Genomic DNA, 18,971 nt, shown 5'->3' on the forward strand with positions numbered 1-18,971 from the left:
GTCGACCCCCGTAATGTTGCCGTGACTGCGACCGGTGGCCAGCCTAAGGGGCGTGGGAGGCTCACGGTGTGATGACGTGGGATCCGCGCGGCACGTGTCCTTCGTCTCCTGGGCGCTCCGGTCCTCCCCCGGCGCCCCGCGAACTGTCCGAGGTGTGCGCTCTAGACTGGATTGTCGTGAGTGTCGCACCTGAAACGCCGCAGAAGCTGATCGTCCGAACCGTTCCGCTACGCGACGGTCGTGACCTTCTGACCCACCTCCCACCCCACGGCCCGTTCGCCTGGATCCACGGTGGCGACGGAATCGTCGCATGGGGCAGCGCGGCCCGGCTCAGACTCCCGGCCGAGGAGGGCGGCCAGGGAACCGAGCGCTTCACCGCGGCCTCGCGCTGGCTCGACGACCTCATGGCGACGGTCGTCGTCGACGACTCGGTCGAACTGCCCGGTACCGGGCCGGTCGTGTTCGGGTCCTTCACCTTCGACCCGGGCTCGGCCGGTTCCACCCTGGTGCTGCCCCGCGTCATCGTGGGCCGACGCGACGGGCGCTCCTGGCTCACCACCGTCTGCGACCGACCCGACACCCACCCCGAGGAACTCCTCACCCGTGTGACGCCGCCACGTCGGGTCGGACCGCTGCGCTGGTCGTCGGGGGCGCTGAGCGCGGACGAGTGGGGGCGTGCGGTCACCGCCGCCGTGCGGCGCATCCGCGCCGGCGATCTGGACAAGGTCGTGCTCGCCCGCGACCTCTACGTCGACGCCGAGGCCGGCATCGACGTGCGCTCGCTGCTCGGCCGGCTGAGCAGGGACCACCCCGACTGCTACACCTTCTCCGTCGCCGGCATGGTGGGCGCGACCCCCGAGCTGCTGATCCGGCGCCAGGGCGACGCCGTCTCCTCGCTCGTGCTGGCCGGCACCCGTCCGCGCGGCGGGGACGCCCAGGAGGACACGGCGCTCGCCGACGAGCTGCTCTCCTCCCCCAAGGACCTGGAGGAGCACCGTTACGCGATCGACTCGCTGCGGACGACGCTTGCGCCGTTGTGCTCGTCGATCGACGTCCCCGAGCGGCCCGAACTGCTGCGGCTGGCCAACGTGCAGCACCTCGCCTCACCGGCGCGCGCCACGCTGTCACCCGGAACCTCGACGCTCGACGTGGTCGCCGCGCTGCACCCCACCGCGGCGGTGGGCGGAACCCCCACCGCGACCGCGATGCCGCTCATCCGGGAACTCGAGGGAATGGACCGCGGCCGCTACGCGGCCCCCGTGGGCTGGATCGACGCCCAGGGCAACGGCGAATGGGGCATCGCGTTGCGCTGCGCCGAGATCGAGGGATCACGGGCGCGGCTGTTCGCCGGCGGTGGCATCGTCGCCGGTTCCGATCCCACGGCCGAGGTCGCCGAGACCGAGGCGAAGTTCCGCGTCATGCGCGAGGCCCTCACCGACGACTGAGCCCCGGCCCGTCCGCGCAGCGCCCCGCCGTTCGAGCGAACGGCGGGGCGCTGCGTTGTTTCCGCCTGGTCCGCCCCTTGTGATCGTCGGACCCGATTATGTACACAACTACGTTCTTACGTATTATCGTCCTATGGACGATCCGCTCGAACCGCTCCGAAGCCGCCTGGCGGACCTCGAAGAGCGCGTGACCCGCCTCGAAGGCGCCGCCCCCACCGGCGACACGTCCTCCCCCACCGCCGCGGACCCCCGCTTCGCCCCGCTGGAGGAGCTCAAACGCAACGCCGACCCGCAACGGGGCGCGGTGCTGTTCACCGGCGTGGTTCCGCTCCCGACCGGCGAGGTCTACGAGTGGCAGCAGGGCGCCGAAGCGGCGGAGCTCACCGAGGCCGACTGGAGCGAGGTGGCGCCCGCCCTCGACGCCCTCGGCCACCCGGTCCGACTGCGACTGCTCCAGCTCGTCCTCACCGGCACGTACGCCTCCGCCGACCTCAAGGAGGACCCGACCCTCGGCACGACCGGTCAGCTCTACCACCACCTGCGCCAGCTCGTCGCGGCCGGCTGGCTGCACTCCACCGGGCGGGGCAGGTACCGGGTCCCGCCCCAACGGGTCATCCCGCTCCTGGTCGTCCTCGCCGCAGGCCGCTCCTAGCCCTCCGGAGAACACATGCCCACCACCCCCTCGTCCCCGCACCGGCGGCCGCCCCTCCTCCACCGCTTCTCCTCCCGAGCGATCACCGTCGCCCTCGTCGTCGCCGTGGCCGCCTCCGCTCTCCTGTGGACCGTTCCGCCCCTCACCTCCCCCGCCGACCCGACGGCGCACTCCGGAGACGACGCGCTGGCCGCCGAGGTCCGCGGCCTGCTCCCCGACGGACCGGTGGCGGGCCTGTCGGTGGCGGTCGTCGAGGACGGGCTGATCCGCTCCGCCGCGTTCGGCTCGACCGGCACCGGCTCCCCCGTGCGCCCCGACACCCCGTTCGAGAACGGCTCCACCCAAAAGCCGCTGACCGCGGCCCTGTTCGCGGTGATGCTGGAGAGCGGTGAGGTCGGGACCGATACGACGATCGGCGAGATCTGGCCCGATGTGGGCTTCGCCCACCCCTCTGTCGCCGCGATCACCCTGGAGGAGCTGGCGACCCACCACTCGGGGCTGCCCCGGCTCGCCCCGCAGGGACTGCCGGCCACGGTGCGCTCCGGAGCCGAGGTATTCCTGCTCGGGGATCCCTATGTCGACGCGCCCGACCCGCTGCAGGCCGTCGCCTCGCTGTCCGACCTGCCCGGGGAGCCCGGGGAGTACGCCTACTCCAACCTCGGCTACGCGCTGCTGGGCGCGGCCCTCGCCGAGCGACTGGGCACCGACTACCCCACCGCGCTGCGGGAGCGCGTACTACGTCCGCTGGGCATGACCTCGACGACGCTGAACGTTCCCGGGGATCCCGATCCCCCCTCGGGTGCGGCGCTGCCGCACACCCGCTCCGGGATGCGCACCTCCACCTGGAACAACGCCGACTACCTGCCGGCCGGCATCGGAACATGGAGCACCGCCGGCGACCTCGCGCTGTTCCTGCGGGCGATGATGGGGCACGAGACCCCCCTGGGCCCGGCCCTGCGACGCGCGGCCGAACCGCTGCGGAACTCCTCCGGGCCGGCCGAGCGCTCCGCGCGGACCGGACTGGCCTGGCAGCTGTGGGACGTCTCCGGCCGCGACGTGGTGTGGCACAACGGACAGACCGGCGGGCAGCGCTCCTTCGTCGCCCACGATGGCGAGCGGGGCGTGGTCGTCATGGCCAACAGCGTCGGTGTCCCCGTGGAACACCTGGGGATGCGGATGCTCGGTCTGGACCTCGCCGAGTTCGCCGAGACTCCCCCCGGCGGACACCTCGGGACCGCGGCGCTCACCCTGTCACTCGTCCTGGGCGCCCCGCTGCTCACGCTCGTCTCCGTGGTGCGCGAACGCCGCCCGGCCCCTCGGGGGCTGGACCGGGCGGGGGTGGTCGACGCGCTGCTGACCGGCGGAGTGGTCTGGTTGGCCGGACTGGCCCTGGGGGACTGGCTGGCGCTCCCCGTCCTCGTCTGGGCGCTGGGCGGGGGCGTGCTCGCCGGCGCCGTGGTGCTGGCCTCCCGCAGGTGGGCGTCGCTGCCGGCGCTGCGCGGCCGGCGACGCTGGCCGCGCGCCCTGTCCGTCGCGATCTCCGTGCTGGTGCTGAGCCTGCCGTACTACGTGGCGTTGTCGGCCCTGGCCCGGCTGCTGTGATCCATGGGGGGCACGGTGGGACCGGCCTCGAAGTCGGCGAAGTCGAACCCGGGGGAGACCACGCAGGTCACCAGCGCCTCGCGAGGCTCCACGGGGCGGGCGCACTGCCAGGTGCCGGCCGGCACGGCCGCCTGGAGGCCGTGTCCCTCCTCGGCACCGGATCCGAGCAGGATCTCGGCGGAGGCCTCGGGGCTTTCGCCGCTGCCGCCCAGGACGAGTGACAGAGGGCCGCCGCGGTTGAACACCCACAGCTCATCGGAGCGGAGCCGGTGCCAGCGCGAGGTCTCGCCCGGACCGAGCAGGAACAGGATCGCGGTGGCGGTGTCGCGTCCCGCCCGCCCGTCGGTGGGGTGCGCCGGGACCCCGGTCTGCCACGTCCGCCGGTACCAGCCCCCTTCGGGGGAGGGCACCAGGTCGAACCTCTCCGCGGTCCCGGTCCGCGCTTCGAAGGCGAGGTAACCGCCCCAAGGGTCGCGGCGGACGTACCGGACCCCCACGACGGCCCGTTCGGGGATCGGTCCGTGGATGCGGGGAAGGGTGGCGCCCGGCGCCGATCCGGGCGGCGCCGGGTCGGGGACCTCCCAGCGGACCCGCGCGCCGACCAGGGCGGTGTCCACCGCCAGGACCACCTGGGGTTCGGACACGTCACGGTGGAAGGCGTTGGCGACGGCGAGCATCGCGGTGTCGTCCGGCGCGGCGTGGGCGAACCCCTCGGTGCGCAACGTCCCCGGCACCAGCGCCCCGTCCCGGTCGCGCCACTCCCGCAGCGTCGTCATGTGCAGTACTCGCCCCATGCCGCCAGTATCCCCCGGCCGTCACGGAGCGGGCTCGGAGAAGCCCATGACCAGCCGGACCGCCCAGCCCAGGAGCACCGTCACCCGCAGTACCGCGCGTGCCCCCGGTCGCCCGCGACGCCGATCCCGCCGCGCGTGCCTGCCGCGCGCGGCGCCGACGCGTCCCCTTCGGCTCCACCCGTTCCGCCCGGTCTCACCGATCACGTCACCCTCCTCATGCACGACCGTATGCACGTGCATTTGCACGTGAAGAAAGAGTAGGACGGCGGAGGCCGCCTCGTCAGCGAAACCGGTGGAACCCACCCGGGGACCGCCCCACGGGAGCATGGCGGCGGTGCCCCTCCCCGCGCCGGACGTCACTCGACGACGGCGGTGACCTCCTCCTGGAGACGGCGCCGCAACGCGGCGGAGTCCGCGCGGTCGGTGCACACCTCGATGATGCGCACCCCCTCGCCCAGCAGGGCCTTGGGCAGGTCGGTCGCCCACTCCAGACGGGTGTAGGCGAGGTCGGCCACCATGGCGACATGTTCCATGGACACCCCGTGCGGGGTGCCGAAGACGCGCTCGAAGTCGGGGTGGCCCGCCTGCTCCAACCCGGAGAAGATGCCGCCGCCGTCGTTGTTGACCACCACGATCGCCAGGTCCGGACGCGGCTCCTGCGGACCGATGACCAGCCCGTTCTGGTCGTGGAGCAGCGCCAGGTCCCCCAGCAGCGCGTAACCGCCCCCGCCCCCGTCACGCTGGTGGGCCAGCGCCGCCCCGAGCGCGGTCGAGACGGTCCCGTCGATCCCGCTCACCCCGCGGTTTCCCACGATGCGCGCCGCGCAGCGAGGGCTCATCGTCGCGTCCAGGTCGCGGATCGGCATGCTCGAACCGGCGAACAACAGCGAGCCGTTGGGCAGGTGCGCGGCCAGGTCCCGGGCCAGCCGCGGTTCGCTCAGCGTCTCCTCGGCGTCCAGCAGCGCGTCCACCGCCGAGCGCGCCGCCTCCTCCGCGCGCCGCCAGGAACGCGCCCAGGAGGTGTCGGGGTCCGCGCCGGGAGGAGGCGCGACCGCCTCGACGACGTCGGTGGCGGTGCGCACCGGATCGGCGAACCCGTTGGGGCCGGCCACCACCACGTGTCGCGGCGCTCGCCTGAGATACCCCAGGACCTGTCGCGACAGTCCCGGCCGTCCCACGCTGACCACGAGCTCCGGCTCGTGCCCGGCGACGAACCCCGGCGCCGCGAGCAGTTGCCGGTAGGTCGAGACCGCCCCGGTCCGCCGGGCGTTGGAGGTCGGCTCGGCGAACAGCGGCCACCCCGTGGCCGCCGCCAGGGCGAGGAAGGGGATCGGGTCGTAGTCGCCGTCACCGCACACGATGACGCCCCGCTCCACCTGGGGCAGTTCCACCGGGACGGCCTCACACGGGACCGACGACGCCGACGCGATCCAGGGGCGTCCGTCGGGCCTGCCCTCCAACGGCTCCGGCCACCGCGTCCCGCCCTCCTCGGCGTCGGGCACCAACGGGTCACGGAAGGCGAGGTTCAGGTGCACCGGTCCCGGCCGGCGCCCGGCCGCCGACTCCCAGGCCCGGCAGGCCAGTGACCGCCAGTAGGCCCTCATCCCCGGCACCGGGTCGGCGACCCCCACCTCGGTGAAGGAGCGGACCGCCGTGCCGTACAACGCCACCTGATCGACGGTCTGGTTGGCCCCGGTCCCCCGCAGTTCCGGCGGCCGGTCCGCGGTCAGCACCAGCAGCGGGACACCGCTCTGGTCGGCCTCCAGCACGGCCGGGTGGAAGTTGGCCGCGGCAGTGCCCGAGGTGCACACGAGCGCCACCGCGCGCCTTGACACGCGGGCCAGCCCCAGGGCGAGGAAGGCCGCGGAACGCTCGTCGATGCGCACGTGGACCCGGATGTCCGGATGGGCGACGAGGGCCAGCGCCAGTGGGGTGGAGCGCGATCCCGGCGCGACGACGGCCTCCGCCAGCCCGCACCGGGCCAGTTCGTCGACGAGGACACGCGCCAGGGCGGTGGAGGGATTCACGGCAACTTCTTTCACTAGTCCGCTCGCGATCGCGATCGCGGGTCCGGCAAACACGGGCGGGGACGGTCCCCACGACGGTCCCGCCCGCCGACTTCGGCCACTCGGGGTAGGGCTCCGCCTTCCCAGTCTCCCGGTTCGTAACCGCGCTCGGAGCGTGCGAGGGGAACGGGAGGAGGTGAACTCCCTTGACCGGACAACGCTTCCAGGTCCCCGCCTCGTCCCCGCGGGGGCTGCGCGATCGCTCACGTCGTGACGCCGGGCCGGCCGACGCGGGAGTTCAGAGCGCCCGGGCCCGCCACTCGCGTCGGGCCGCCGCCATCCGTTCCAGCCAGGCCCGCGCCGGGACCTCGACCGCGGCGAGCCGGGCCTCGTCCACCTCGGGACGGCGCACCGGCAGGTGGCCGTCCACGGGCAGCAGCGGATCGGCGCACACGTCCGTGGCGAGCAGGTGCATCGTGGCCAGCCCACAGGCGTAGGGCAGCTCCGGCAACGCCGCGGCCAAGGCCACCCCCGCCGCCAGGCCCACCGACGTCTCCACCGCGCTGGAGACCACCACGGGCAGACCGCACTCCTCGGCGACGCGCAACGCCGGGCGCACCCCGCCCAGCGGCTGCACCTTGAGCACCACGATGTCGGCGGCCCCGGCCGCCCGCACCTTCAACGGGTCCTCGGCCCGGCGGATCGACTCGTCGGCCGCGATCGGCACGTCCACCCGCCGACGCACCAGCGCCAGCTCCTCCAGCGTCGCGCACGGCTGTTCGACGTATTCCAGGTCGAAACGGTCCAGCTCGCGGATCATCCGGACGGCGTGGTCGACCCGCCAGGCCCCGTTGACGTCGACGCGGACCTTGCCCCGTGGCCCGAGCGCGTCGCGGACCGCCTCGACGCGGGCGATGTCGTCGGCGTCCCCCTGGCCCTTCTCGGCGATCTTCACCTTGGCGGTGGAGCAGCCCGCCTCGGCGACGATGCGGGCGGCCTGCTCGGGACCGACCGCCGGCACCGTGACGTTGACCGGGACCCGGTCACGCACCGGTTCGGGCCAGCCGACCTCGGCCGCCTCATGGCAGGCCGCCCACCAACGGGCGCATTCGCGCGGCCCGTACTCGGCGAACGGGGAGAACTCCCCCCATCCGGCCGCTCCGCGCACCAGAACACCCTCGCGGGCGGTCACCCCGCGAAACCGCGTCCGCATCGCGATCGAGAAGACCCGGCCGGTCACCACGCCGTCCGCCGTCTCCCGTTCCACGCCGCTCCTTCCGCCACGTCGCTTCCGCCGTTCCGCGCTCCTAGGGGCGGCGCGGGAACTTCTCGAACTCGGGACGCCGCTTCTCCTTGAACGCGTCGCGGCCCTCCTGGGCCTCCTCGCTCATGTAGTAGAGCATCGTCGCGTCGCCGGCGAACTGCTGCATGCCCGCGGCGCCGTCGCTGACCGCGTTGATCGCGCCCTTGAGCATGCGCAGCGCCAGCGGGGACTTCTCCAGCAGCTCACGGGCCCAGGCGACGGTCTCCTCCTCCAACCGCTCCAGCGGGACCACCGCGTTGACCATGCCCATCTCCAGGGCCTCCTGCGCGCTGTACTGGCGGCACAGGTACCAGATCTCACGGGCCTTCTTCAGACCGACCGTCTGGGCCAGCAGCCACGAACCGTACCCGCCGTCGAAGGACCCCACCTTCGGCCCGGTCTGGCCGAACTTGGCGTTGTCGGCGGCGATCGTCAGGTCGCAGCAGACCTGGAGCACGTTGCCCCCGCCGATCGACCAGCCGGCGACCATGCAGATCACCGGCTTGGGCAGGCGCCGGATCTGGACCTGCAGGTCGAGCACGTTGAGACGGCCGATGCCCTGCCGGGCCACCGCGTCATCGCCCATGTACCCGTCGTCACCGCGGATCTTCTGGTCACCGCCGGAGCAGAACGCCTGGTCCCCGGCCCCGGTGAAGATGATGACACCGACCCGGGAGTCGTCGCGCGCGATGTTGAACGCGTCCTGGAGCTCGAACAGGGTCTGCGGGCGGAAGGCGTTGTGGCGCTCGGGGCGGTTGATCGTGATCTTGGCGATTCCCTCGGCGGTCTCGTAGATGATGTCGGTGTAGTCCCCCGACCGCTTCCAGTCGATCACGCTGCTCACGACTCCGCACTCTCCTCACGCGACGATGCGTCACGAGGCGGCACGGGGGCCCGGCGGCGCTACGCACCCCGTCGGCCTGCCCGAACGCCTCACTTTCCAGAGGACAACCTTAGTCTCCTCACGTCCCGGCCCCGCACCCGCCCTGAGGGGCGATGGGGCGTCGTCGCGGCGGAGGTGACGCGGCGATAACGTCGTGGACGTGCCGAAACGACCCTTGCAGGCGGTGGTCGGCCTGGACGGCCGCCACCTCACCGAACTCCTCGCCCGCGCCCTGGCCGGCGACGGTCCCGCCGTGCTGCCCATCGCCGCCGACACGCCCGCGCCCCGGGTACGCGCCCTGGTCGAGGCCATGCGCCCCTCGTCGGTACGCACCCCCGAGGGGGTCACCCCCGTGGACGGGGGCGTGGGCATCGGCGACGACGTCGCCCTGGTCATCGCGACCTCCGGCTCCACCGGGACTCCCAAGGGCGTGGAGCTGAGCGCTCCCGCGCTGACCCACTCCTCGCGGTCCTCCCTCGCCCGTATCGGCGCGGGCCCCGGTGACGTCTGGCTGTGCACGCTGCCCACCGCGCACATCTCCGGCCTCCAGGTGATCCTGCGGGCGCTGGCCTGCGGGAGCGAGCCGATCCACCTCCGTTTCGACGTCGACGCCGTACTGGCCGCCGCAGCCGAACACCGTCCGCACGTCTCCCTGGTCCCCACCCAGCTGCGTCGGCTGCTGGCCGCGGGGGCCGACCTGTCGGCGTTCGGCACGATCCTGCTCGGCGGCGCCGCGGCCGACACCGCCCTGCTGGAGGCCGCCCGCGCCGCCGGAGGGCGGGTGGTCACGACCTACGGCATGAGCGAGACCTGCGGCGGATGCGTCTACGACGGCGTTCCCCTGGAGGGGGTGGACGTCCGCGTCGCCGAGGACGGACGGATCCTGCTGGGCGGGCCGATGCTGTTCAGCGGCTACCGGCTGCGTCCGGACCTGTCGGCCGCCCACCTGCGCCCCGGCCCCGACGGGCGGCCGCGCTTCACGACGGGGGACCTGGGCGTCCTCGACGACGAGGGGCGGCTCCGGGTGCGCGGCCGCGCGGACGACGTCATCAACACCGGCGGCCACAAGGTCGTCCCCTCCGAGGTCGCCGAGATCGTGTGCGGTCTCGACTCGGTCTCCGAGGCCGTCGTCGTGGGCCGCGACGATCCCGAATGGGGGCAACGGGTGACCGTCGTCGTGGTTCCCGCCGATCCCAGTGCCCCGCCGACCCTCGACGAGGTGCGTTCCCGGGTCCGCTCGTTCCTGCCGGCCTACGCCGCGCCCCGCGAACTCGACGTGCGCGCGGAGTTGCCCCTGCTGGCGTCGGGGAAACCCGATCTGCGGACGCTGCGCGCCCCGGCTCGGGGTGCATGACCCGGACCTGACGGGGCAGGGGAGGGAGGACGTGGCCGTTCACGGCCGCGGGGAACTCCACTCCCTCCCCGTGCGTCCTGTTGTTCAGTCGCGTTCCCCGAAAGCGCGGCCGCCCGGCCGCCTCGGGTCTCCTCTCGTCCGTGTACCGCCCGTTGTCCGTCCCGCGACCCCGCCGCCCTTACCCGCTCCTCACCCCTGATCCAAACCGCTCACGACGTGATGTACACCACTACATCCGATATCCAATCGAGATCGGGAACATTTGACTCTCTGACACGTTGGACATATTGGCGCGCCAAGACGGCGGACTTCCCAAGCCGCCGCGTGCCTGACGTCTTGGAAGGGAGGGAGGTGCCCTCATGTCGCGCACTGCCCTGGCCACTTCTCCCACGGTGGCGGACACCGCAGCCGACAACGCCGCGTCGGCCGCTCTCAACGAGCTGATCACGCGGGGGCGCTCCCAGGGGCATCTGTCCCTTGCGGAGCTCCGTGACGCGTTCTCCTCGGCCGGCATCAGCCCGGCCGACGGCCGCTCCATCCTGCGCGAACTCACCGACTCCGGCGTGCGCCTCGCCAACGGGGACGACCGTTCCACCGACGCGGTGGACCCCGACGCCGACGACGAGGCGCTCGAGGAGGCCCTCGACACCAACGGGCCCGCACCGGCCGTCTCCAGGACCCGTAGGTCCAAGACCGCCTCCGCCGATTCGGAGGCCCCCGAGGCCGACCTGGACGACCAGTCCCCCGCCATGGGCGACTCCGTCCACACCTACCTCAAGGCCATCGGCCGGCGCCAGCTGCTCACCGCCGAGCAGGAGGTCGACCTCGCCAAGCGGATCGAGGCGGGCCTGTACGCCGAGTACCGGCTCGGCCTGCTCGACGGCGCCCCCGAGCCCACCGACCTCGACGACACCGAGCGCGAGGATCTGGAGTGGATCGCCGAGGATGGCCGTAGGGCCAAGGCGCACATGTTGGAGGCCAATCTCCGCCTGGTCGTCTCGGTCGCCAAGAAGTACAGCGACCGTGGCATGTCGCTGCTCGACGTCGTGCAGGAGGGCAACCTCGGCCTGATCCGCGCGGTCGAGAAGTTCGACTACGCCAAGGGCTACAAGTTCTCCACCTACGCCATGTGGTGGATCCGCCAGGCCATCCAGCGTGGCTTCGCCGACTCCGCGCGCACCATCCGGCTGCCCGTCCACGTGCTGGAGCTGCTCAGCAAGGTCAGCCGGCTCGAGCGCGACATGCACCAGACCCTCGGGCGTGAGCCCACCCCCGAGGAGCTGGCACACGAGCTGGACAAGACACCCGCCCAGATCGAGGAGTTGCTGCGGGTCACCCGTCAGCCCATCAGCCTCGACTCCACGATCGGCGAGGACGGCGAGACCCGCATCGGCGACCTCATCGAGGACATCGACGCCTCCGAGGCCTCCGAGGTCGTCGACCGCCAGTTGATGGCCGACCAGCTCCGGCGGGCGCTGGACGACCTGGAGCCGCGCGAGGCGACGATCATGTCCCTGCGCTTCGGCCTGATGGACGGACGTCCGCGCACCCTGGACGAGATCGGCAAGCACCTCGGTCTCACCCGTGAGCGCATCCGCCAGTTGGAGAAGCAGTCGCTGTCCAAGCTGCGCCACCCCAGCCGCGCCCAGCAGCTGCTGGACTTCGCCAGCTGATCCGCGCGGGGCACCCCCGCACCGGCGCGCCGCACCAGGCCCCGTACCCGCCACCCACCGGTGGCCGGTGCGGGGCCGTTCGTCTTTCGCGGGCCCCGAGGCGCAGGCGGCGGGGCCGGCGCGCTGTGGCGCGGCGACGCCTCTCCGAACGGCCCCACAGCGGCGGGACGTCCCTCAGTCGCGTCCGCGCAGGGCGGCCGAGACGATGCGCAGCGCCTCGTCGGCGTCCAGCCCCAGCCGGGAGATGACGTCGGCGTAGGCGCGGGCGGCGGCCAGCGCCTCGGTGCGCTGCCGGTCTCCGCCGGCCGCGACGAAGGTCCCCGACCTGCCGCGTGTCTCGACGATGCCGGCCTGTTCCAGCTCGCGGTAGGCGCGTGCCGCGGTGTTGACCGCGACCGACAGTTCCTCGGCGAGCGCGCGTACGGTCGGCAGCTTGAACCCGACGGGCAGTTCGCCGTTGGCCGCGGCCTGCGCGATGGCGCTTCTGATCTGTTCGTAGGGAGGGACCTTCGACGCGGCGTCGATGTGGACGAACTCCGACGTCATCGCTCCCCGTACTCCTCACCTGACATCACGCCATCCACCCTGGGCGTGGTGGGCCTACTGTCGGAATACTGCCATCAACAGGCGGGTGCGCGCATCCGTGCCGCCTCCCGGGCGGGGTCGCTCAGGAGACGGGGCTGCGGGGCAGGCGCTCGATCCCGTGCAGGCGGTGGCGTTCGCGCAAGGTCAGCAGACGCTCGGCGAGCGCGGTGGCCTCCTTGACGGCCGGCCTGGCCATGGCGCGGCGTCGGTAGATCCGGTCGTCAAGGGCGCGCGGCCCCATAAGGGTGCGGCGCCGCGCGTAGGCGGCGCGCATGGCCTCGGTCAACGCCCCGTCCAGGGCCCTGCCGAGCCGGTGCAGCTCGCCGACGTCGGCACCGCGCCGCTGCGCGTCGTGTAGCGCGCGTTCGGCTTCGGCGGCGGCGTCCAGCAGTTCGGGCAGTCGCCCGGCGAGGGCGCGGTCCTCGTCGTGACGCTCACGCGCCTGCGGGCCGACCTTGCGCCCACCCAGTCTCATGTCCCCTCCCGGGAGGTCCGTGTGGTTACGGCGGTCGCGGCTGCGCCGCCGGCACTACTCTATGGGTGAGCCGGATCACTGTGGAGGGGCGGGTCGTCCCCGCGCCATCGCCTTTACAAAGTAAGTTTAAGATGGGCTGGTGAGCCGCAACAACGCCGGACTCAGCGCCGGGCGCATCATCACCGAAGCACTCAAGATCATCGACGGCCGGGGACTGAGCGGCCTGACCATGCGACGCCTCGGCGACGCGCTCCAGGTCGAGGCCATGGCCATCTACCACCACTTCCCCCTCGGCAAGGACCAGCTCTACGCCGCGATCGTCGAGCACATCACCGACACCACCCGGCCCGTCGACGGGGACGCCCCCGCCGCGGGCGCGGCCGAGGAGGAGGCCGCGCCACGGGACGAGGAGCCCGGCGACGACCGCCCCTGGCAGGAGCGGTTGCGCTCCTGGGCCGAGGAGTACCGCGCCCGGCTGCTGCGCCACTCGGGGGCGCTACCGCTCATCGTCCACCGCAAGCCCGACAGCGCCTCGGCACTGCGCTCCCTGGAGGCCCACTACGCGGCCTTCGAGGAGGCGGGGCTGGACCGGGACGCGATCGCCCGCGCCGCGGCGGCGCTGGACGCCTACGTGACCGGAGCCGTCATCCACCAGGTGCGCGCCGAGGGCCGTCCCGGCCCCGCTCCCGCCTCGCTGGACGCCCGCCACCCGCACCTGGCCGAACTGGGCGACCCCGCCCCCGACTACGACGCCTGGTTCCTCGACGGCCTGGAGGCGCTCCTGGCCGGGTTGCGCCTCAGGTTCGGCTGACCCCGCTCACACCACGCCCAGCTCCTGGGCGAGGATCGCCGCCTGGACCCGGCTGCGCAGGTCCAGCTTGGCCAGGAGACGGCTGACATGGGTCTTGGTGGTGGTCTCGGTGATGCCCAGGCGCCGGGCGATCTGCTGGTTGGACAGCCCCTCCCCCACACAGGCCAGCACCTCGAGCTCCCGCGGGGTCAACGCGGCCAGCTCCGCCGGGGGCTGGGCCGCCTGTGGGGCCGGAGGGGCGACCGGGCTCCCGGCGAACTCCCGGATGAGGCGGCGGGTCACCGCGGGAGCGATCATCCCCTCGCCGCGCGCGACCAGGCGCACGGCCTCGACGAGTTCGTCGGCCTCGATGTTCTTCAACAGGAAGCCCGCCGCGCCGGCGCGCAGCGCCCCGAAGACGTACTCGTCGAGGTCGAACGTCGTCAGGATCAGCACGTCGACACCACTGCCGGCGAGGTCACGGGTGGCGGAGATGCCGTCCTTGCGCGGCATCCGCACGTCCATGAGCACCAGGTCGGGGCGCAGGCGCAACGCCGCGGCCACGGCCTCCTCGCCGTCGGCCGCCTCGGCGACCACCTCGATGCCGGGGGCCGAGTCCAAGATCATGACCAGGCCCGATCTGACCGCCCACTGGTCTTCGGCCACGATCACCCGGACCGTCGGCCCCATCTGCGTCCCCTCCGTCATGGCAGCAGCCTACGAGGCCGTGACAGCGAGCCGGGGAGGGTAGGGGGATAGGACGCAGCGGAACGACGGCCTGAGGGGAGCGGGGATGCCGACACGAGGTGAGCCGTCGGTCGCCGCATCCGGCGAGTGGCGGGACGAGGAGGGGGTGCGCCTCCCCGCGGGCGAGGCGCACGCCTGGTGGCCGGGTACCAACCAGACACTGTGCGGGCTGGCGCTGAGCAGGTCGCGGCTGCGCCGTTTCCACCACGTGCCCTGGCCCGACGTCTTCCCCGAGTCGGGCGGGGCCGCCGACGAGGTCCGCCGGGTGTGTCCCAGGTGCCGCGCCGCGGCCGGGGGGCGGCGCCCGGGCCGCCGCTGGAGCCGCGTCTCCCCACGCCCCTGACCCCGCGCTCCGCCGCCGTCCTGGCCGCCTCCCAACGTCCTGATGTCCACGACGTGGCCGGGCCGCAGGCGGGCGGCCCGCCGGTCCTGCCGGCGAAACGCCGACAGCGTCCCCCGGCCCGTCCGGCCCCGGCGGCGAGGGGCGGCAAGCCGCCCGGGCCGGGCTAGCCCTGCCACGGCTCCACCGGCAGGACCGCGCGCACCCGCCAACGCCGCCCGTCGACCGGTCCGGCGCTGAAGGTCCCGCCGAGCAGGGTCGCCCTCTCACGCATCCCCGTCAGGCCGGTCCCGGCCCCCAGGTCGCCGCGTTCGACGACCGTCCCTTCGGCCGGCAGGCCGTTCTCCACGGTGAGCACGAGCCGGCCCCCTTCTTCCGCCACCGCCGCCACGCTCGGCCGCTCCACCGTGACCTCGACCTGTTTGGGGTCGGCGTAGCGCAGCGCGTTGGTCAGCGACTCCTGCACGATCCGGTAGGCCGCCGCGTCCACCTGGACCGGCAACGGGACGGACGGGCCGGACTCGGTCAGGGTGACCTCCAGGCCGGCGCGGCGGACGGTGTCGACCAGACGTTCCACCTCGGCCAGCCGGGGGGTGACCCGCTCCAGGTCGGGATTGTCGTCGGAGCGCAGGACGCCGATCATCCGGCGCATCTCCGCGAGCCCCTGCACGCTGCTGTCGCGCACCACCCCGAGGACCCGACGCACCACCTCGGGGTCGAACTCGCGCATCGACAGCGCGGCGGTCGACTGCACCGCGACCGCGCTGAGGTGGTTGGCGATGACGTCGTGCAGTTCCCTGGCCATGCGCCCGCGTTCCTCCGCGATCGCGTTGATCCGGTCGAGCTCGGCCATGCGCTCGATCTGGCGGGCCCGCTGGCGTTCCAGGTCGGCGCGCAGCCGGTGCTCCCGGATGCTCAGCCCGCTGATGGCGGGGGTGGTGAACATGAGGACGTACAGCCCGAGCAGCTGCAACAGGGTGAGCAGCCCTCCCACCAGGAACCCGCGCAGCAGCAGGTACCCGGCCACCACGACCACCAGGGCGTTGCCCACGAGGACGATGGCGAAGGCGACCAGCGCGAGACGCCGGCGCCCCCACGCCCCGACCGCGTAGAGCAGGTCGCCGTAGATGATGGGCGTCGAGGAGGAGGGGCCGAGGAACACGATCTCGACCACCAGGACGACCGTGCCCAGCAGCAGCCCCCGTCCCGGAGCCGCCCGGCGTACCAGCAGCGCGACGCAGACGAGGAGCAGCGTCACGAGCAGCCAGCGCGGATCGACCCCACCGCGGTGGACGTAGGCGCCCACCCCCCACAGCAGCAGGCCGAGCCCTAGATGGGCGCCGGCCCACAACGTACTGCCAAGGTAGAGGCGGCCGCCCAGGATCCGCCGGTCCAGGGTCTCACGCCACGGAAGTCGCCACACGGTTCCCATCTCAGCATGGCGGCGACGCACCCGCCTACTTCGAAGGTCGTAGCCGCTCTCCTCAGCGCGGGCGATGCTCCACGAGGGGCCCGCGGGCCATGCTGAAGGCCGACACACCGAACGTGGACAAGGGAACCGTGATGATCGTCGCGTTCATCCTGGCCTGTGAGGCCGCCTTCTGGGTGCTGCTCCTGGGAGGGCTGGCCGCCCGCTACCTGCTGCGCGCGCGGCGGCTCAGTTCGGCGCTGCTGCTGAGCCTGCCCCTGCTGGACGTGGTGCTGCTCGCCGCGATCGCGTTGCACCTCCACCATGGCGGTACGGCCGAGTTCGGGCACGGCCTCGGCGCGCTCTATCTGGGCTTCACCGTGGCCTACGGACACTCGATGGTCCGCTGGGCCGACGCCAGGTTCGCCCACCGCTTCGCCGGCGCCCCGCTCCCGCCCCGGCCGCCGCAGCGCGGGTGGGCGCGGATCCGCTACGAGCTGGTCGGCTGGTGGCGCGGGATCCTGGCCTGCGCGATCGGCGCCGGCGTGCTGTACGGGTTGACGGTCTTCGCCGGCGACCCCGCGCAGACGGAGGCGCTGAACCGCTTCTACCACCCCCTGGCCGTCTTCACCGTGATCAACACCGTGGTGACGGTGTGGGGCTGCCTGGAGGCCGGTACCGGCCGCGGCGAACCCTCCCGGGAGCAGACCCCCGACGTCGCCGGCCGTTCCTGAGGCGAGCGCGCCCCGGCTCAGTCCACCACGACGACGTCGATGCGGGCGGGCCCGTGCGGCCCCGCGACCGCGGCCTGGTCGATGGCGGTGGTGCGGGTGGTCCCGGTGAGCCACACCGTGGAGCGCAGCGGATCGAGCCGCTCCAGTGCCTCGGCCACGGTGGGCACGATCCTGCGGGACTCCACCACGCACAGGTGGTGGGCCGGCAGCAGGGCGAGAGCCTTGCGCCCCTGCCGCGGACCTCCGTCCAGCACCAGGGTCCCGGTCTCGGCGACCGCGACCGCGCAGCCGGTCACCGCCGCCCCCGCGGCCTCGATCGCGCGCACCGACAGGCTTCCGGGGGGATCGTCCCGGGTGATCCACACCCCGTCGAGTTCGCTGAGCCACAGCGCCGACAGGTCGCGCGGCACCGCGATGCGCCGGACGCCGTTGGCCCACAACGACGAGGCGACGACCCGTGGCAGGTCGTCGGGGTCCGCCACGTGCTGTACCCCGACGCCGCGGGCGGCCAGGCGCTCGATGAACCCCGCGACCGCGTCACCGGACGCGGTGCCGGCACCGCCCCCGCCGGCGGCCCGCTCACGGCCGAACGTCTCGACGTGTCCGGCCCCCGCGACCACGCCGGCCTGACGGACGCGCGCCAGGATCTCGGCCCGTGCCTGTCCGTCGCCCATCGTCTCACCTCCCGTCTGCGGCCCGCCGTCTACGCCACCAGGCCCGGAAGGGCTCGGTGGGCGGCGCCGGCAGGTCCCTGGCCTCGGTCCAGCGGCCGAGCAGCCCCGGTAGCCGGCGGATGCGCCCGGCGCGGGCGAGCAGCCGCGCCCAGCGGATCGCGGTCGCCTGGGCCGCGGCGTAGCGGCGCTCGTCGCCGAGCACCCACTCGGCGCTGCGCATCGCCACCGACTCGGGTGTCGGCACCGGGTTGGCCCGCCGTTCGTCGACGACACGTGCCCGCAGCTCCAGCAGCACCTCGGGAACGTCGACCCCGACCGGGCAGACATCCGCGCACGCGCCGCACAGCGTGGAGGCGAAGGGCAGCGACGCGGTGCGCGCCGTTGCCGTCCCCTCCAGGAGGGGCGTGAGCGCGGCGCCGATCGGACCGGGACGCACCGAGCCGTAGGGGCGCGCGCCGACGCGCTCGAACACCGGGCATACGTCCAGGCAGGCGGTGCAGTGGACACAGCGCAGCGCGTCGCGTCCGGCGGGAGCGGCCAGGGCGCGCGAACGTCCGGCGTCGACGAGCACGACGTGCACGTCGCGTGGTCCGTCCCCGTCGCGGTCCGGCCCGCCCCATTCGGTGACAACGGGGACGAGCGGATCGCCGGTGGCCGAACGCGACCAGGTGCGCAGCAGCACGCCCAGGTCGGAGCGGGAGGCGACGATCTTGTCGATGCCGGCGACCACGATGAGCGTGTCCGCCGACGTGGCCGCCATGCGGGCGTTGCCCTCGGTCTCCATCAGCACCACGCTCCCGGTCTCGGCGACCAGGAAGTTGGCCCCCGTGATCGCGACCGCGGTCTCCAGCAGCCGGTCGCGCAGATGGTCGCGCGCGGCCTCGACGAGGACGACCGGGTCGTCGGGGAGGTCGGAGGGCGCGCCGGGCAGGTGGCGCAGCAACGTCTCCCTGGCACGGGCGCGGTCGTGCCGGCCCGACGCCCGCGACTCGGCCGTGGGCGGGTCGTCGGCGAGCGCGGCGATCAGGTCGGCCAACGCGGACTCGTGCGGCCTGACACCCGCGCCGGCCAGGGCGCGGGCGACACCGGTCTCGCGCAGGGTGGCCGAGGAGGTGAGCACGGCGTCGCGGGCTCCGGTGCCCACGACCAGGTCCGTGACGATGCCGCGGACCTCCGCGGGGTCCCGTGCCCAGTGGACGCGGGTACCACGGGTCTCGGCCGCCTTCTCGAAGGACAGGAGGTGGTGTTCGAGGTCGGCCAGTGCCCGTTCGCGGGCTTCGCCCGCCTCGGCCCGCATGGCCTCCCAGGCGGGCTCCTCGGCGCGTCCCCGCGCCCTGCGGGCGCGCAGCCGCGCGCCCGCCTCGGCCCGCAACCGACGCGACCGGGTGTCCTCAAGCGTCTCGCGGGCGACGTCGGCGAAACGGGGCGGGCCCGGTGGACGCCGTTCGGCGCCGCGGCGCAGCAATTGGGCCCAGGGCAGGCGCTGATGGGTGGGACGCGGCATCG

19 protein-coding genes are annotated in these 18,971 nt (G+C 73.5%); 8 read left to right on the plus strand and 11 right to left on the minus strand.

The features are described from left to right. The first annotated feature begins 176 nt into the window (after positions 1 to 176). The 3 genes from B5D66_RS01245 (at position 177) to B5D66_RS01255 (ending at position 3,699) form a co-directional block, all read left to right on the plus strand. Positions 177 to 1,445 carry an isochorismate synthase gene (locus tag B5D66_RS01245; protein ID WP_078759689.1) on the plus strand — a complete coding sequence of 423 codons (1,269 nt, stop codon included), beginning with the start codon at positions 177 to 179 and terminating at the stop codon, positions 1,443 to 1,445. Positions 1,446 to 1,578: 133 nt separating this feature from the next. Next, positions 1,579 to 2,097 (plus strand): ArsR family transcriptional regulator, encoded by a 519-nt coding sequence (locus tag B5D66_RS01250; protein ID WP_078759690.1) that lies wholly within the window; start codon positions 1,579 to 1,581, stop codon positions 2,095 to 2,097. Positions 2,098 to 2,112: 15 nt separating this feature from the next. Beyond that, positions 2,113 to 3,699: a serine hydrolase domain-containing protein gene (locus B5D66_RS01255; RefSeq protein ID WP_078759691.1), complete on the plus strand. Its 1,587-nt coding sequence runs from the start codon at positions 2,113 to 2,115 to the stop codon at positions 3,697 to 3,699. On the opposite strand, the gene B5D66_RS01260 is transcribed toward B5D66_RS01255, so the two are convergent. From B5D66_RS01260 to menB, 5 genes are all read right to left on the minus strand, one after another. Beyond that, positions 3,663 to 4,493, minus strand: coding sequence for a cupin domain-containing protein (locus tag B5D66_RS01260; RefSeq protein WP_078759692.1), 831 nt, complete (start codon positions 4,491 to 4,493; stop codon positions 3,663 to 3,665). The genes B5D66_RS01255 and B5D66_RS01260 overlap by 37 nt on opposite strands. A gap of 21 nt (positions 4,494 to 4,514) precedes the next feature. Next, entirely contained in the window at positions 4,515 to 4,697 is a 183-nt protein-coding gene (locus B5D66_RS24885) for a hypothetical protein (RefSeq protein ID WP_144290647.1), read from the minus strand. 152 nt (positions 4,698 to 4,849) lie between these two features. Next, positions 4,850 to 6,520: a 2-succinyl-5-enolpyruvyl-6-hydroxy-3-cyclohexene-1-carboxylic-acid synthase gene (gene menD, locus B5D66_RS01270; protein WP_200813471.1), complete on the minus strand. Its 1,671-nt coding sequence runs from the start codon at positions 6,518 to 6,520 to the stop codon at positions 4,850 to 4,852. Between the two features lie 277 nt (positions 6,521 to 6,797). Further along, positions 6,798 to 7,739: an o-succinylbenzoate synthase gene (locus tag B5D66_RS01275; protein ID WP_078760014.1), complete on the minus strand. Its 942-nt coding sequence runs from the start codon at positions 7,737 to 7,739 to the stop codon at positions 6,798 to 6,800. A 67-nt stretch (positions 7,740 to 7,806) separates the two neighbouring features. Further along, positions 7,807 to 8,646: a 1,4-dihydroxy-2-naphthoyl-CoA synthase gene (menB, locus tag B5D66_RS01280; protein WP_078759694.1), complete on the minus strand. Its 840-nt coding sequence runs from the start codon at positions 8,644 to 8,646 to the stop codon at positions 7,807 to 7,809. A gap of 199 nt (positions 8,647 to 8,845) precedes the next feature. On the opposite strand from menB, the gene B5D66_RS01285 reads away from it, so the two are divergent. Further along, positions 8,846 to 10,039, plus strand: a complete 1,194-nt coding sequence (locus tag B5D66_RS01285) for an AMP-binding protein (protein ID WP_078760015.1) — start codon at positions 8,846 to 8,848, stop codon at positions 10,037 to 10,039. Between the two features lie 359 nt (positions 10,040 to 10,398). After that, positions 10,399 to 11,712, plus strand: a complete 1,314-nt coding sequence (locus B5D66_RS01290; RefSeq protein WP_078759695.1) for an RNA polymerase sigma factor — start codon at positions 10,399 to 10,401, stop codon at positions 11,710 to 11,712. A gap of 174 nt (positions 11,713 to 11,886) precedes the next feature. On the opposite strand, the gene B5D66_RS01295 is transcribed toward B5D66_RS01290, so the two are convergent. Beyond that, positions 11,887 to 12,258: a GntR family transcriptional regulator gene (locus tag B5D66_RS01295; RefSeq protein ID WP_078759696.1), complete on the minus strand. Its 372-nt coding sequence runs from the start codon at positions 12,256 to 12,258 to the stop codon at positions 11,887 to 11,889. Positions 12,259 to 12,379: 121 nt separating this feature from the next. Beyond that, positions 12,380 to 12,772, minus strand: a complete 393-nt coding sequence (locus B5D66_RS01300; protein ID WP_078759697.1) for a hypothetical protein — start codon at positions 12,770 to 12,772, stop codon at positions 12,380 to 12,382. Positions 12,773 to 12,911: 139 nt separating this feature from the next. On the opposite strand from B5D66_RS01300, the gene B5D66_RS01305 reads away from it, so the two are divergent. Beyond that, entirely contained in the window at positions 12,912 to 13,583 is a 672-nt protein-coding gene (locus B5D66_RS01305; RefSeq protein WP_078759698.1) for a TetR/AcrR family transcriptional regulator, read from the plus strand. Positions 13,584 to 13,589: 6 nt separating this feature from the next. On the opposite strand, the gene B5D66_RS01310 is transcribed toward B5D66_RS01305, so the two are convergent. Then, entirely contained in the window at positions 13,590 to 14,270 is a 681-nt protein-coding gene (locus B5D66_RS01310) for a response regulator (protein ID WP_235000620.1), read from the minus strand. 85 nt (positions 14,271 to 14,355) lie between these two features. On the opposite strand from B5D66_RS01310, the gene B5D66_RS01315 reads away from it, so the two are divergent. Continuing rightward, positions 14,356 to 14,652 (plus strand): hypothetical protein, encoded by a 297-nt coding sequence (locus B5D66_RS01315; RefSeq protein WP_078759700.1) that lies wholly within the window; start codon positions 14,356 to 14,358, stop codon positions 14,650 to 14,652. A 163-nt stretch (positions 14,653 to 14,815) separates the two neighbouring features. Here B5D66_RS01315 and B5D66_RS01320 read toward each other — a convergent pair whose 3' ends face one another. Continuing rightward, positions 14,816 to 16,081 carry a sensor histidine kinase gene (locus B5D66_RS01320; protein ID WP_078759701.1) on the minus strand — a complete coding sequence of 422 codons (1,266 nt, stop codon included), beginning with the start codon at positions 16,079 to 16,081 and terminating at the stop codon, positions 14,816 to 14,818. An 89-nt stretch (positions 16,082 to 16,170) separates the two neighbouring features. Here B5D66_RS01320 and B5D66_RS01325 point away from each other — a divergent pair, with 89 nt between their 5' ends. Then, complete coding sequence (locus tag B5D66_RS01325; protein ID WP_235000624.1) at positions 16,171 to 16,791, plus strand: hypothetical protein; 621 nt, start codon at positions 16,171 to 16,173, stop codon at positions 16,789 to 16,791. 17 nt (positions 16,792 to 16,808) lie between these two features. Here B5D66_RS01325 and B5D66_RS01330 read toward each other — a convergent pair whose 3' ends face one another. Both B5D66_RS01330 and B5D66_RS01335 read right to left on the minus strand, forming a co-directional pair. Beyond that, entirely contained in the window at positions 16,809 to 17,465 is a 657-nt protein-coding gene (locus B5D66_RS01330) for a LutC/YkgG family protein (RefSeq protein ID WP_078759702.1), read from the minus strand. A gap of 4 nt (positions 17,466 to 17,469) precedes the next feature. Further along, the gene (locus B5D66_RS01335; RefSeq protein WP_078759703.1) at positions 17,470 to 18,969 is read right to left on the minus strand and encodes an LUD domain-containing protein; all 1,500 of its coding nucleotides are present in this window, start codon (positions 18,967 to 18,969) and stop codon (positions 17,470 to 17,472) included. Positions 18,970 to 18,971: the final 2 nt, after the last annotated feature.

Source organism: Marinactinospora thermotolerans DSM 45154 (genome assembly GCF_900167435.1).
GTDB classification, from domain to species: Bacteria; Actinomycetota; Actinomycetes; order Streptosporangiales; family Streptosporangiaceae; genus Marinactinospora; species Marinactinospora thermotolerans.